Consider the following 15,060-nt stretch of genomic DNA (forward strand, 5'->3'; position numbering starts at 1 on the left):
AAAATAATAGAAAGTAAGGGGGGAGTAATATGAAAGCAACAGGAGTTATTCGAAAAGTAGACGAATTAGGACGAATTGTTATTCCTAAAGAATTACGTGATGTATTGGGAATACAAATCAAATCACCGCTTGAAATTTTCGTAGAAGAAGACAAAGTCATTTTACAAAAATATCAACCTTACAATGCTTGTCAAATAACAGGTGATGTTTCAAATCAAAACATATCATTAGCAAATGGAAACATTACTGTTAGTATAGATGGAGCGAAACACCTCATAAAAGAAATAGAGAAGTTTTTAAATAAGAGTGAGGCTTAGTCTTATTTTAAATTATTTTTAAAATTTCATATCATTCTTTAAAAACTACAAAAGGACCATTAAATTGGTCCTTTTATTTATCTCGTAATTTTTCGTGTCTAAAAATTACGAGATAAATAAAAGAGTAGTATAAAGTGAAACTTTAATCAGTGGGGGTCTTACTGCCCGTTAATGCGGGATAAAATTAGTAAGCTATATTGAGAAATATTTTTAAGGGAGGAATACGAAACGAATAAAACGAATGTTACATTTAAGCATTTTCAAAAGTGGTCTGAAATGAAAATAATATATTTTCAGGAGGGATTACGATGAATAGTAGTACAGCGAATAAACAAAAAGGTATACAATTGATTCCTTTTACAGTCGAAAAGGTGGTTGAACAAGTAAATGAAATTCCACCAGGTGTACAACTCATTCATGCTCCGCAAGTATGGGAGAAGAGTGCGAAAGGAAAAGATATTGTCGTTGCCGTATTAGATACAGGGTGTGATATGAATCATATAGATTTAAAGGATCGCATTATCGGCGGAAGAAATTTTACGAAAGATTACGAAGGGGATCCGAATATTTATCTTGATAATAATGGCCACGGTACTCATGTAGCGGGGACAATTGCAGCGACTGAAAATGGTGTTGGGGTTTTAGGAGTCGCACCGCTTGCTAAAATGTTAGTGTTAAAGGTTTTAGCGGGAGATGGTTCTGGAAGTTATGAGCAAATTATTGAGGCGATTCATTATGCTGTAAATTGGAGAGGGCCTAATAAAGAAAGAGTTAGAGTTATATCAATGTCACTTGGTGGCCCGCAAGACGTTCCGGAATTACATGAAGCAATTCAAAACGCGGTAAAGCAAGATGTTCTTGTCGTATGTGCTGCTGGGAATAATGGAGATTGTGATGATAACACGGAGGAACTAGATTACCCAGGTGCTTACTCGGAAGTAATTGAGGTCGGTGCTGTCAATTTAGAACGAAAAATCGCATGTTTTAGTAATTCGAATCAAGAAATTGACTTAGTGGCGCCAGGTGATGAAATTTTATCTACGTATCTTGAAGGGAAATATGCGGTATTAAGTGGAACTTCTATGGCGACACCCCATGTCGCTGGAGCACTCGCATTGCTTATTAAGCAGTGTGAGTGGGAATATGGTAGAAAATTATCAGAGCCAGAAATATATGCACAACTTATTAAAAGAACTGTACCTTTAGGTTATGAACGTACATCTGAAGGGAATGGATTAATAGATTTATTAAAAGAATAGAAAATATTAAAAAGCATCTCCTATTCATAGGAGATGTTTTTTAGTATGGTTCTGTCGCATATATCGTGGAATCTAGCGTTTAATTCTTTTCACGAAATGTTTGACACAACTATATCTGTTTTTTGGAATTAGAAGCTATGCATACATTTAAAATGAAAATTTTGATTTACGTACAGGACCATTCCACCCGATTTTTTGGGGGCTATCCGTCAATTATTACGTATCCGTTGTTCGGTAGTGATATCGAAAAAGTGTGCTTTCGCTAAGCTAAAAGCTAATGGAAGTGTATCGTTAGCCTTAATCTCGGAACGAGCGTTAATTCGCGCAATAAAGTTTTGATTTGAAAGTTTTCCATGAATCATCGTTTCAGCACCTAATAATTCAGCAACTTCTACTGTAATTTCGACCGTGGATTCAGGAGAAGATTGAAGAACGATAGGTTCATCATGAATGTCTTCAGGACGAATGCCGAGTATAATTTTTTGTCCATTATACCCTTTTTGTTTTAATGTTTTTAGTTGGCCATCTGGTACTTTGAAGCGGATATTTTCCATATGAAAATAGCTATCTTGTAATGTTCCGGTAAAGAAATTCATAGCTGGAGAACCTATGAATCCGCCAACAAATATGTTTTCAGGAGTATCATATACTTCTTTTGGAGTTCCGACTTGTTGAATGAGCCCATCTTTCATAACGACAAGCCGTGATGCCATTGTCATTGCTTCTGTTTGATCATGTGTCACATATATAGTAGTCGTATTTAAACGACGATGCAGTTTTGAGATTTCTGAACGCATACTTACGCGTAATTTTGCGTCTAAATTCGATAGAGGCTCGTCCATTAAAAATACTTTGGCGTCACGGACGATAGCTCTTCCTAGTGCAACCCGTTGGCGTTGTCCACCTGATAATGCCTTCGGTTTTCGTTGTAAGTAATCTTCAAGCCCTAAGATTTTCGCTGCGTCCGTTACGCGGCGATTAATTTCATCTTTCGGAAGTTTACGTAGTTTTAAACCAAACGCGATATTATCATAAACAGTCATATGCGGGTAAAGTGCGTAATTTTGAAATACCATCGCAATGTTGCGATCTTTTGGAGCGACGTTATTCATACGCTCTCCATCAATGTAAAACGAACCATCAGAAATATCTTCTAAACCTGCAATCATACGAAGCGTTGTTGATTTCCCGCATCCAGAAGGACCGACAAATACGATAAACTCTTTATCTTCAATATGTAAATTAAAGTCGGAAACAGCAGTGGTTTTATTATCATAAACTTTAAAAATATGATCTAATACAAGTTCGGCCATAAATATTCACTCCTTTTTTATAATTAATCAAATTATAAGATTATTAAAAGTGCAAGTAAATTGGCATTGTGCACAAAAAAATAGGAGGCTTTTATGCAAGTTTACAGATTTAAGCTACGAGAAAGCTTCTTTAGACGTAAGTTTATAAAACGATGATCGTATAAGAAAAATGAACATTGTCTTTCATGAGACATCTAAAGAAAGAAATGCCATATAAACTGCTACTGCACCTTCAAAAGTTTTAATATTAATTCCTGTTTTTTCAATGAATTTATCAATTCGATACTGTAAAGTATTACGATGTAAATATAATTGTTTCGCTGCAAGAGATACATTTAAGTTACATTCGAAGAATACTTTAACACTATCTATTAGTTCTTTGTCATTAGAAATGTGAGCTAATAATTGATTCGTGTATTTATTGCTTTCTTCTTTCGGTAATGAAATTATTAATTGATAAGGGAGCAGTTGTTCAATGTATGTAATTTTTTTATATAAATAGGGAGAAAGAATAGAAAATAGTTTTCGCTCCCATTGGTACAGATAAGCAAATTCAGTTGTTTGTGAATAGCGTTTTCCAACAAAGAAGGATAGGGATATAAAAAAGTCCGTTTCTAGTGTATCTAGGGCTGTTTGCAATACAGATTCTATCATGTTTTCTTCTAAGATGAGGACACCTGCTTGCGAAGTTTCCCATATCATTGTAGTAGGAAAAGAAAACATAGACTGTAAAGCATCTTGAAATTCATCTTTTTCTACTATAGGTTGTGTTGTGAAGAAGTGTAAAAAACGAACTGATAGTATAGAAATATTGTTATTTTTGAATAATGCTTCATGCCACAATTTTTCTTTTTCTGTTTTATAAAATGTGTCAGTATGAATAGGTGTTAAGATAGATGAAAGCAATTGGTGTTCTCTTTGGTGTAATCGGATTTTTCGAATCCCGACTTTGTTTCCGTCAACTAAAAACCAGCTATAATCTTCAGATAACACAGCTTCATTGATTTTGATATCCTCACCATAATATGTTTTTAATTGTTGAATCATAGGAACACTCTTCTTTCAAAAATTATAGTAACAATATAGTAAAGAAGTATAGATTCATTGTAATTATCTTTAAATTTTCGCATTAGAATCTAGTTTGTTTTTGCTAGAATTTATAGCGTTTCTGTATTGTGAAGGTGATAGAGTCGTTTCACGTTTAAATGATTGTGCAAAGAATGATTGGGAAGAAAAACCGGTAATGGTTGAAATGTTAGAAATCGAATAATTAGTAGTTTCTAACAATATTTTACTTTCTCTAATACGAGTTTGAATTAAATATTCAATAGGCGAAACACCGACGAATTTCCTGAAAGAATGGGATAAATAATATTTATTAATATGACTGATGCTTGCTAATGTATCCAGGCTGATATTTTCGTGAAAATGCTGCTTAATATAATTTTTAATAAATTCAATATCTTTATTAATTTTTTGGGTAGATGTTTTTTCTACATTAAAAGATTTTTTTCTCATCATTTTAAGTAGTAGTATTTCCAGAATATTTCGTATAATTAAGTCGTAATCTTCTTGATGGTTTTCCACTTCCTCGACTAATTGCTGAAGATAGAAGAGAAAGTTTTTTTGATCCTGGCTATAATTATGAATAGTGACTGGACTAGGATTTTCTATGGATGAAAAGGACAGACCTTGAATACCAAGTGCGATGTATTCGAGTGGGTGATCTGTATCAGACTTTTCCGTGTGCTCGATATTTGGATTAATGATAATCAAATTATGTTCTTGGACAGGGATTTCTTCTTTGTAAAAGATAAAAGTTCCTTTTCCCTTAGTAATATACAATAGCTCTGTAAAGTGATGAGCGTGAATGGTGCTATGCCAATCTTTATCGTATTTTGATTTTGTCATATAAAGAAGCTTTACTGGAAGATGGTTTCGTTGAAATTGTGGAATCTCATATACTTCATTGGACAAATGAATTCCTCCTTCTTAGACTTTTTCTCTATTTTATAAAGATTTTAGTGGGATATTCAGTAAAAAGCAAGATATCTAAAAAACAGAACAAGATGTTTATTGTGAAAGCGTTCTCTATTTTGTATTCTTTAATTATGAAAGGAAGATTAGGAGATGGGGGTAAATAGAGATGAAAAAAAAGTTATTGTTGTCTGGGATGACAGCTTTGTTATCTTTTAGTTTAATAGCTTGCCAAGGTAATACTACAAAAGTTGATAACTCTAAGGATGGTAAAGGCTCTAGTGAAAAACAAACCCTTCATGTGGCAACACTTGAATCGGCTTATGGTAAAGAGATGTGGAGCAAAGTGATTGACGCATATGAAGCTGCTAATCCAAAAGTTGATGTTAAATTGACAGTGGACAAAAATCTTGAGGATGTCATAGGCTCAAATATGAAAGCAGGAAAGTATCCGGATGTTGTGTTGTTGGCAACGGGGAGAAAACAGGCGCTAACAGAAACTTTGATTAAAGATAAAGCATTAGAAGACATTACCGATGTTTTTGATAAAAATGTTTATGGTGAAGATGTTAAAATCAAAGATAAGTTAGTACCAGGGCTTACTGGTACACCTGCAACTAACCCTTATAATGACGGTAAAATTTATATGGCACCGATGTTCTATAGTCCAACTGGATTATTTTATAATGCTAGTTTATTAAAAGAAAAAGGTTGGGAAGTGCCGAAGACTTGGGACGAAATGTGGGCTTTAGGAGATAAAGCGAAAGCAGAAGGGATTTCATTATTTACTTATCCTACTACAGGTTACTTTGATACATTCTTCTACTCTTTACTACTAGGGGTGGGCGGACCTGAGTTATTTAATAAAGCTATGAAATATACAGATGGTGTTTGGGAAACTTCTGAAGCAACAAAATCTTTTGAAATTATCGGAAAATTAGGAGAATATACAGAGCCAACTACTGTTGCGAATGCAAATGATAAAGACTACAAGAAAAATCAGCAGTTGATTCTCGATAACAAAGCTTTGTTTATGCCAAATGGTACGTGGGTAGTTGGTGAAATGAAAGAAGCTCCTCGAACTAAAGGGTTTGAATGGGGCATGATGGCTTTACCGACAATTGATGCTAATAGCGACCGGTATGCATTTACTTTCTTTGAACAAATGTGGATTCCTTCTGCAGCTAAAAATAAACAACTTGCTAAAGATTTCATGACGTTTGTTTATTCGGATAAGGCAGCTGAAATTTTTGCTGAGTCGAGTGCAATCCAGCCTATCAAAGGCCTTTCTAATAAACTGACAGGTGAAAATAAATCATTCTATAGTATCTATGATAATGGAGTGAAAGTGGGAATAGGTGGGTTTGCTGCAACGAAAGCTGTTGAAGGTGTAAGTATGCCAGATACATTATTTAGAACGATTGACAGTGTTGTTTCTGGTGATAAAAAGGTGAAAGATTGGCAAAGCTCTGTTGAAAAAGTGAGTGATCAATTACGGTCTGCATTAAAATAAATTCGTTTTCACTATGTACAATGGTGAGTCGCCTAGTCTCACCGTTGTACTTATTAACTGAGGTGATGGCATGAATAAGACAACAGAAAAAAGAATTTTTATTTTTGTTTGTACTGCACCTGCACTAATCCTGTTAGCCGTTTTTATGATTGTTCCTACGATTGAGGTATTCAGGATGTCGTTATATAAGTGGGGAGGATTTTCTAATAATAAAGTATTCGTTGGGCTCGATAACTTTAAGATTTTATGGAATGATATGAATTTCTTTCGATCTCTCCAAAACAGTATCGTATTAATTGTTATTGTGACAATTATCACGATGGTGATGGCGATTTTATTTGCCACTTTGTTAACGAGAGAAAAAATAAAAGGTAAAGGCTTCTTTCGAATTATTTTTTATCTCCCTAATATTTTATCAGTTGTAGTTATCGCGGGAATATTTTCTGCAGTTTATGATCCGACTACAGGATTGTTAAATAATATACTTGCTTTATTTAACCTTGAAAATCTTCAAAAGATGTGGCTCGGCAATCAAAAAATTGCTATTTACAGCATTGGCGGGGCACTCATTTGGCAAGCGATTGGTTACTATATGGTCATGTATATGGCGGCAATGGCAAGCATTCCGGAAAGTTTTTATGAAGCATCCGCTTTGGAAGGGGCTGGACGGATCAGACAATTTTTCAGTATTACTTTACCATTAATTTGGAATAACATTCGGACGACGTTAACTTTCTTCGTTATTAGTACGATTAATTTAAGTTTTCTACTCGTTCAAGCAATGACTGGCGGGGGACCTGACGGATCGACGGAAGTGTTTTTAAGCTACATGTATAAGCAAGCTTACACTAATTCTTCTTACGGTTACGGTATGGCTATTGGAGTGGTCATTTTCCTATTCTCATTCGCATTATCTGCAATTATAAGCGGTGTCACTAAAAGGGAAGTGTTGGAGTATTAAGGAGGTCCAAAACGATGGAAACACAAAAAAGAATGACTACAGAAACAGCTTATCAAGATCCAAAAATGATGGAAGCCGAAAAAGAAATGATTGTAGAAGCAGCTTATAAAGCTCCAAAAACAGTTAAGCCCCAAAAAGGTATGACTACAGAAGTAATATATCGCTGTTTTATATATGTAGCACTAATTACGTTAGCAATTTCTATCATTATTCCTGTTGCATGGGTTTTCTTAGCCTCAGTGAAGAAAAACTCGGAGTTTTATGGAAGTCCTTGGGCCATGCCGAAAAGCTTCTATTTTCAAAATTTTATCGATGCTTTCCAAAAGGCTAACATGGGTACCTACATGTTGAATTCAGTCATGGTAACTGCGTTGGCTCTGGTCATTTTATTGATTGTGGCCTTACCAGCAGCTTATGTGTTAGCAAGATATACTTTTAGAGGAAGCAAATTAATAAATACTTTTTTTAAAGCTGGGTTATTCATCAATGTGAACTACATTGTTGTTCCAATTTTCTTGATGTTATTGGACGGAGATGCCTTTTTACAAGGTCAGCTTGGTGAAGGATTTCTACTAGACAATTTATTTATTTTAGCTGTGGTATATGCGGCGACGGCGTTACCATTTACCATTTACTTGCTGTCTAGTTTTTTTCAATCGCTTCCATCCACGTATGAGGAAGCGGCATTGGTCGATGGTGCCGGATATTTTAAAACAATGATTTCAGTCATGATTCCGATAGCTCGTCCAAGTATTATTGCCGTCATTTTATTTAATTTTCTTGCCTTTTGGAACGAATATATTATTGCCTTAACATTAATTCCAGGACCAAATAAAACGTTACCTGTTGGATTAATGAACTTGATGGCAGCTCAAAAATCTGCTGCGAACTATGGTCAAATGTATGCAGGTATGGTTCTTGTGATGCTACCAACTTTAATTTTATACATCATTGTGCAAAAAAAATTAACACAAGGAATGACCCTTGGTGGTTTAAAGGATTAGAGGAGGATTTACATGAAAAAGAAAAAAGGCCGTGTTACTTTACCGAGTGAAGAAAATTTTCTTAAGGAAACAAAAGAATTGATGGAGCGATGGGGCGCGGATGCGATTCGTGATAGTGATGGAACGAAACTAGACGATGAAATTAAACAGTTGGATGCGAGAATTTATACGACCTATTTTGTTGCACGAGCTCACAATGAGTTCGCAGAGAAGCACATGGATGAATGCCAGCAACTGTATTTAATGAGCTTGTTCAATACGGCGCTTACTGACACCCTTGAAATAGATTTTATGAAAGGCTACTTTGAGGAACAATTAAAGCCAGATTACATTCACAGTCCTAAAAAATACTGGGAGGTTATCGATCGGACAACAGGAGAAATTGTTGACGTTACTGATTGGGAAGTAAACGAAGAGAAAAATTGTGTTTTGATTACGAAGGCGATTCCTTGGCATGAATATACAGTTTCATTCCTAGTCTATGCGATTTGGGATCCAACTCAAATGTACAATCATATAACTAATAATTGGGGTGATAAGCCACATGATATTCCTTTTGATGTTAGGCAGCCGCACTCTAATGAATTTATGAAAACCTATTTAAAACAATGGCTGACAGAAAATCCAGATACAGATGTGGTCAGATTTACAACATTTTTCTATCATTTTACTCTTGTGTTTAATAATCTTGGCAAAGAGAAATTTGTTGATTGGTTCGGATATGGTGCTAGTGTTTCAGTTGCTGCTTTGGATGCCTTTGAAAAAGAAAAGGGCTATCGCTTAAGGCCAGAGGACATAGTTGATCAAGGTTATTATAATACAGCGTTTCGAATTCCAACTCCTGCGTTTTTAGATTATATAGATTTTGTTCATAAGTTTGTTGCTGAAGAAGCAAAGAAACTTGTGGATATCGTCCATGAAAGTGGAAAAGAAGCAATGATGTTTCTTGGTGATAACTGGATTGGTACAGAACCATATGGAAAATACTTCGAAAATATCGGATTGGACGCAGTTGTAGGCAGTGTGGGCGGCGGAGCTACATTACGTATGATTGCAGATATACCACATGTTCGTTACACAGAAGGACGTTTCTTACCGTATTTCTTCCCAGACACGTTTTACGAAGGTAATAACCCGACGATTGAAGCGAATGAAAACTGGTTAACGGCGCGAAGAGCTTTACTGCGGAATCCTGTTGATCGTATCGGCTATGGCGGTTATTTAAGTTTAGCTTATCAATTCCCGGAATTTATCTCCTACATTGAAAAAGTTACTGAGGAATTCCGTGAAATTCATGACACGATTAAAGGCGTTCAACCATACAGCGGTCTTAAAGTTGCAATTTTGAATTCATGGGGCAAGTTGAGAACTTGGCAAACACATATGGTTGCGCACGCTCTATGGTATAAACAAATTTATTCTTATTTAGGTGTTTTGGAATCCTTAAGCGGGGCTGCCGTGGAAGTTTCGTTCATTAGTTTTGATGATGTCATTAACGAGGGGATCCATGAGGATATTGACGTTATCATTAATGCCGGCGATGTAGGCACAGCTTTTTCAGGAGGGGCTAATTGGATTAATGAAAAGTTAGTCACTACAATTAGGGCCTGGTTGTATAACGGTGGAGGTTTCATAGGTATTGGCGAACCGACAGCCTATCAGCATGAAGGACATTATTTTCAATTGGCGAACGTCTTAGGTGTTGACAAAGAATTAGGTTTTAGCTTATCAACAGATAAATATTTTATTACCCCTGTCGAAAATCACTTTATTTCTGCTGACAGCACCCAATTTGATTTTGGTGAAGGAATGAAAAACATTTATGCGTTATCAGATAAAACCGAAATAATCGAATATTCGAATGGAGAAGTGCACCTTTCTAGCCATCCGTTTGGCGAAGGCAGAGCTGTCTATATAGCAGGGCTGCCATACAGCGAAGAAAATACACGTCTGCTGATGCGAGCGTTATACTATGCTGCTAATAAAGAAGGAGAATTCCAAAAGTATCATGCGAGCAACATTTATTGTGAAGTCCATGCATATCCATCTATTCAAAAAATGGCAATCGTTAACAATTCAATGATCGAACAAACAACGGCTGTCTACGACGGACAAGGAAACAGGAAAGAAGTGACGTTGGCACCTAGTGAAATCAGATGGGAGGATTTTTCAAATGAAGGCTAATATTTTATTTATTATTAAGATTGTTGTGTTTATCGTATGCCTGTCTTTAATTATTTTTTACCAAAAGACAGCTGGTAAATTCGAACTAGGCATGATGTTGATTGGGTTAGCTGGTCTCTTAGGGCTACTTTATGACTACAATCGAAAATACGTATAAATTAACTAGGGCAAGTGAATTGATCAAGGAATCGCACATGTATGTTCAACGATAACAAGTATAGAAAATTACTCAATACTTCAAATACAAACCTAGGGGTGCGGACAAATGAAAAAGGCAGTCGGCATTGATATTGGGGGAACGAAGATTGCAGCGGGAGTCATTTCGGATACCGGCAAACTGCTTGAACACGCGGAAATAAAAAGTGATCCTTCAGACCGAGAAAAAATGTTTGATAGAGTTGTAGAAGCTGTGGAACAAGTTCTCAAAAAATCATCGATTTCCATCGCTAATATCGAGGGAATTGGCGTTGGGGTACCGGGAAAAGTAGATCGCGAGAAGGGAATTGCCGTTTTTCAAAACAATTTACCTTGGGGACAGTTTCCTATTTCAGTTCGTTTGCAAGAGCAATTTGGTATTCAGCGGATTACGATTGACAATGATGTTTATATGGCGGCTTATGCCGAATGGAGAGCAGCGTATGTAAAAAGGAATGAAACCTTTGTCTATGTGACTATAAGTACGGGCATATCTTGTTCTATCATTCATAAAGGCTCATTTTTTAGGGGGGCAGGATTTGCTGGAGAACTGGGTTTGATTCCTGTCCTCACGAAGGGGGGCAATGAACGATTAGAAAAAATTGCTGCTGGGCCAGGGATTCAGAGAATAGCCGAAAGAGACTTACAGGTAGATGCTATTTCAACAAAGGATGTTTTTGCTAGTTATATAAATGAGGTACCAGAATATCAGTCCATCATCAATGAGGTAACTGATTATTTAGCTCAAGGGCTTTATAAGATTTCCTGTTTATTAGATCCGCATAAAATGGTTTTGGGTGGCAGTGTCATTGTGAAAAATCCATTTCTACTGGAGTTGATTAGAGCGAAGTTAAAAAGTTATCAGCTTCCTGAGCAACAACATCTTTTGGAGCAGATGAGCATCAGTACATTGGCACAAAATAATGGAGTTGTTGGTGCAGGATTACGAGTATTTGAAGGTAAGGAATGAGGCGGCGCCGGTCTTCATTTATGGAGAAAATGATGGCAAATAGGTAGAGGAGTGGACGAATATGTTTACATTAAGTCAAGACAAATTAGTTTCGTTAGGCGCGTCGATAACAACGGCGGAAATAAGACGGCAGCCTGATTTATGGGCTGAAACCTTTGATTTATATAAGGAGAAAAGCGAGGTAATTGATGAGTTTTTGCAAAAAGTAGTAACGAAACACAACCGGGTTCGGGTTATTTTTACAGGCGCTGGAACGTCTGCTTATGTTGGTGATACAGTCACCCCTTATCTAATAGAAAAAGTAGATGAACAACAGTGGGAAGTACTAAGTATTCCGACCACTACGTTAGTTTCAAATCCTTATCAATTTTTCAAAAAGGATTTTCCGACCTTACTTGTTTCATTTGCTAGAAGCGGAAATAGTCCGGAAAGTGTTGCTGCTGTACAATTAGCTGAGCATATAGCAACCGAATTGTATCAAATAACGATTACTTGTGCAAAAGATGGGAAATTAGCTAAAAGGGCCGTGAATAATGAAAAAAATTTATTACTATTGATGCCTGAAAAATCAAATGATCAAGGTTTTGCAATGACAGGAAGTTATACTTGCATGGCGTTAATGGCATTACTTGTTTTTGATTCTATATTGATAGAAGAAAAATCGAAGATAGTGAAAAAAATCCATCAAATGGGTGAAAGTGTTATTCAAAGAGAAGACGTTATTCAAAAGATAGTAGATTTTGATTTTGACCGAATTATTTACTTAGGTTCTGGTAGTTTAGAAGGCTTAGCGAAAGAATCACAATTAAAAATATTAGAACTGACAGCTGGGAAAATTGTTACCGCATTTGATTCACCGCTTGGCTTCCGGCACGGTCCAAAATCATTTGTAAACGAAAAATCATTAGTTTTCGTGTTTGTTTCTAACCATCCGTATACACGTCAATATGATTTAGATATGTTAAAAGAAATGCAGCAGGACGACATTGCCAGTTATATTTGTGCCATCGAGGTTGATGGAGAAACTAATTATGCTGGGAACAGATTTGTATTCGGCAGCGAGGCCCAGTCTGTACCAGATGCCTACTTAGCGTTACCTTTTGTCATGATTGGGCAAACAGTCTCACTGTTAGCTTCCGTGAAAGTAGGCAATACACCGGATACACCTTCACCGACAGGAACAGTGAACCGTGTCGTTAAAGGTGTTACCATCTACGAATATGAGTAACTAGGATAGGAGAAACATATATGTCTATTTTTATCTTTGCAGATAAGTTTTTTCTTGAGGAGATGGTTACGGGGCCTGGATTTTTAGAAATAAAAGACAGAAAATTCGGTGTTTTTTCAGAAACTAGGCCAGAGGACACGGCAGAAATTATTGAGTATAGAGGACATTGGATCGCTCCAGGCCTAGTAGACACACATATTCATGGATTTAGAAATCACGACATCATGGACAATAGTTTTGGGGGACTGAACCAAATTTCGGTAGGACTCCTTTCTTGCGGCGTTACATCCTTTTTACCGACAACTTTAACATCCTCAATAGAATCATTAAATAACGTCGTTGAAATGATTGGTGCCAATTATAAGAAAGTACAAGGTGCAAAAATTAAAGGGATCTTTTTAGAAGGACCATTTTTTACTGAAAAGCATAAAGGAGCACAGAACACGAAATATTTTTGTGACCCATCAGTTGAAATGTTGAAAGTTTGGCAGGAATTATCAAATAATTTTATCAAAAAAATTGCGATTGCACCTGAAAGGAAAGGGGCAGCGGAATGTATTGAATATGCTGTAGGAGAAGGGATTGCAGTGGCGTTGGCACACAGTGACGCAACGTATGAAGAAGCAAAGCAAGCGATTGAAAAAGGAGCTTCCATTTTTATTCATACTTTCAATGGAATGAGTCCATTGCATCATCGTGAGCCAGGGATGGTCGGAGCGGCCATGAACTTAAAAGATGTTTTTGCCGAAATCATATGTGATGGACATCATGTACATCCCGTTGCATCAAATATTTTAATGAATATTCGCGGTAGAGAAAAGGTTGTTATGGTTTCTGATTGTATGATGGCTGGAGGTATGCCTGAAGGAATGTATCAGTTGGGAGAATTTCCTGTGAAAGTAAAAGATGGGATGGCTCGTTTGGAAAACGGAAGTTTAGCAGGGAGCATGTTGCAATTAAAAGATGCTGTCAAAAATGTCGTCGAATGGGGAATTGCCGCGCCCGAGGAAGCGATTTACATGGCAAGCACGGCACCAGCTAAAAGTATGCAGCTTGATGGCGAATGCGGGAAGATAGCTGAGGGATATGATGCTGACTTTATTGTGATGACACCAGAGATGGATGTAACTGCTACCTATCTTGACGGTGTATGCCGTTTTCAAGCTTAAACAAATTTCTGAAAGAGGGATTACCAATGATACTATCTGTCACCATGAATCCATCGGTCGATATTTCCTATCCGATTCATGAATTAAGGTTAGATGTTGTTAACCGTGTGGAAGCCGTTCATAAAACTGCTGGTGGAAAAGGCTTGAATGTTGCGCGAGTGATCGCTCAAATGGAAGAAGGTGTTCTAGCGACAGGTGTGCTTGGTGGTACGATTGGGCAATATATTATTCAAGAATTAAATAAAGTCAATATTCCAAATGATTTTTTGGAAATCAAAAAAGAATCAAGAAATTGTATCGCCATTCTTCATGAAGGGATGCAAACAGAGATTTTAGAATCAGGGCCAACATTATCCAAAGAAGAAGGGGTTAGTTTTTTAGAAAAGTTTGAGTTGCTACTTACAACAGCTTCACTTGTGACAATTTCGGGCAGTTTACCGAAAGGATTACCGACTAACTATTATTATCAAATGTTAGAAATCTGTCATGAAAATGGAATTCCAGTAATTATGGATTCGTCAGGGGAATCTTTGAAACAAGCGATGCTTCATAAAGAAAAACCATTCGCCATCAAACCGAATACAGCGGAATTATCACAGCTGTTGGGCATTAACATGGAAGCGGGAATCATAGAACTAAAGCAAGTATTAAACAATGAATTATTTACTGGAATTGAGTGGATTATCGTGTCGATGGGTAGTGAAGGTGCATTTGTTAAGCATAACAGGGACTATTACCGAGTTACGATCCCGAAAATTGAAGTGGTTAATCCTGTAGGGGCTGGTGATGCAACAGTTGCAGGATTAGCTGTGGCACTACATCAGAACCAAACGGTCGAGATTGTTCTTAAAATGGCGATGACTACTGGAATGTTAAATACGATGGAAGCTGGAACGGGCTATATTAATGTGAATAAGTTTAAACATTACTTTGATCTCGTTAAAGTTGAAAAATTAGATTGATAGAGGAG

At 36.6% G+C, this 15,060-nt stretch carries 14 protein-coding genes; 11 read left to right on the forward strand and 3 right to left on the reverse strand.

The window, feature by feature from the left end:
- Positions 1–29 precede the first annotated feature (29 nt).
- Both VF726_RS04265 and VF726_RS04270 read left to right on the forward strand, forming a co-directional pair.
- A complete protein-coding gene (locus VF726_RS04265) occupies positions 30–317 on the forward strand; it encodes an AbrB/MazE/SpoVT family DNA-binding domain-containing protein (RefSeq protein ID WP_000648329.1) in 288 nt (95 codons plus the stop codon).
- A 308-nt stretch (positions 318–625) separates the two neighbouring features.
- Complete coding sequence (locus tag VF726_RS04270) at positions 626–1,576, forward strand: serine protease (protein ID WP_440166107.1); 951 nt, start codon at positions 626–628, stop codon at positions 1,574–1,576.
- A gap of 209 nt (positions 1,577–1,785) precedes the next feature.
- On the opposite strand, the gene VF726_RS04275 is transcribed toward VF726_RS04270, so the two are convergent.
- The 3 genes from VF726_RS04275 to VF726_RS04285 all read right to left on the reverse strand — a co-directional run bounded on the left by VF726_RS04275 (position 1,786) and on the right by VF726_RS04285 (position 4,866).
- Complete coding sequence (locus tag VF726_RS04275) at positions 1,786–2,889, reverse strand: ABC transporter ATP-binding protein (protein WP_440166109.1); 1,104 nt, start codon at positions 2,887–2,889, stop codon at positions 1,786–1,788.
- 183 nt (positions 2,890–3,072) lie between these two features.
- Complete coding sequence (locus VF726_RS04280; protein WP_440166111.1) at positions 3,073–3,936, reverse strand: PucR family transcriptional regulator; 864 nt, start codon at positions 3,934–3,936, stop codon at positions 3,073–3,075.
- A 69-nt stretch (positions 3,937–4,005) separates the two neighbouring features.
- Positions 4,006–4,866, reverse strand: coding sequence for an AraC family transcriptional regulator (locus VF726_RS04285; RefSeq protein WP_440166113.1), 861 nt, complete (start codon positions 4,864–4,866; stop codon positions 4,006–4,008).
- 169 nt (positions 4,867–5,035) lie between these two features.
- Here VF726_RS04285 and VF726_RS04290 point away from each other — a divergent pair, with 169 nt between their 5' ends.
- From VF726_RS04290 to lacC, 9 genes are all read left to right on the forward strand, one after another.
- A complete protein-coding gene (locus VF726_RS04290; RefSeq protein WP_440166115.1) occupies positions 5,036–6,379 on the forward strand; it encodes a carbohydrate ABC transporter substrate-binding protein in 1,344 nt (447 codons plus the stop codon).
- Positions 6,380–6,449: 70 nt separating this feature from the next.
- Positions 6,450–7,340: a carbohydrate ABC transporter permease gene (locus VF726_RS04295; RefSeq protein ID WP_440166117.1), complete on the forward strand. Its 891-nt coding sequence runs from the start codon at positions 6,450–6,452 to the stop codon at positions 7,338–7,340.
- A 14-nt stretch (positions 7,341–7,354) separates the two neighbouring features.
- Positions 7,355–8,344 carry a carbohydrate ABC transporter permease gene (locus tag VF726_RS04300; protein WP_440166119.1) on the forward strand — a complete coding sequence of 330 codons (990 nt, stop codon included), beginning with the start codon at positions 7,355–7,357 and terminating at the stop codon, positions 8,342–8,344.
- Between the two features lie 12 nt (positions 8,345–8,356).
- Entirely contained in the window at positions 8,357–10,528 is a 2,172-nt protein-coding gene (gene gnpA, locus VF726_RS04305) for a 1,3-beta-galactosyl-N-acetylhexosamine phosphorylase (protein WP_440166121.1), read from the forward strand.
- Positions 10,518–10,685 carry a DUF6903 family protein gene (locus VF726_RS04310; RefSeq protein ID WP_440166123.1) on the forward strand — a complete coding sequence of 56 codons (168 nt, stop codon included), beginning with the start codon at positions 10,518–10,520 and terminating at the stop codon, positions 10,683–10,685. Before gnpA ends, VF726_RS04310 begins: the two co-directional genes overlap by 11 nt.
- Positions 10,686–10,793: 108 nt before the next feature.
- A complete protein-coding gene (locus tag VF726_RS04315) occupies positions 10,794–11,693 on the forward strand; it encodes an ROK family protein (RefSeq protein ID WP_440166125.1) in 900 nt (299 codons plus the stop codon).
- A 61-nt stretch (positions 11,694–11,754) separates the two neighbouring features.
- Positions 11,755–12,921: an SIS domain-containing protein gene (locus VF726_RS04320; RefSeq protein ID WP_440166127.1), complete on the forward strand. Its 1,167-nt coding sequence runs from the start codon at positions 11,755–11,757 to the stop codon at positions 12,919–12,921.
- Between the two features lie 20 nt (positions 12,922–12,941).
- Complete coding sequence (gene nagA, locus VF726_RS04325) at positions 12,942–14,090, forward strand: N-acetylglucosamine-6-phosphate deacetylase (RefSeq protein WP_440166129.1); 1,149 nt, start codon at positions 12,942–12,944, stop codon at positions 14,088–14,090.
- A 26-nt stretch (positions 14,091–14,116) separates the two neighbouring features.
- The gene (gene lacC / locus VF726_RS04330; protein WP_440166131.1) at positions 14,117–15,052 is read left to right on the forward strand and encodes a tagatose-6-phosphate kinase; all 936 of its coding nucleotides are present in this window, start codon (positions 14,117–14,119) and stop codon (positions 15,050–15,052) included.
- Positions 15,053–15,060: the final 8 nt, after the last annotated feature.

This window comes from Bacillus sp. Brlt_9, from assembly GCF_051948935.1.
GTDB lineage: Bacteria > Bacillota > Bacilli > Bacillales > Bacillaceae_G > Bacillus_A.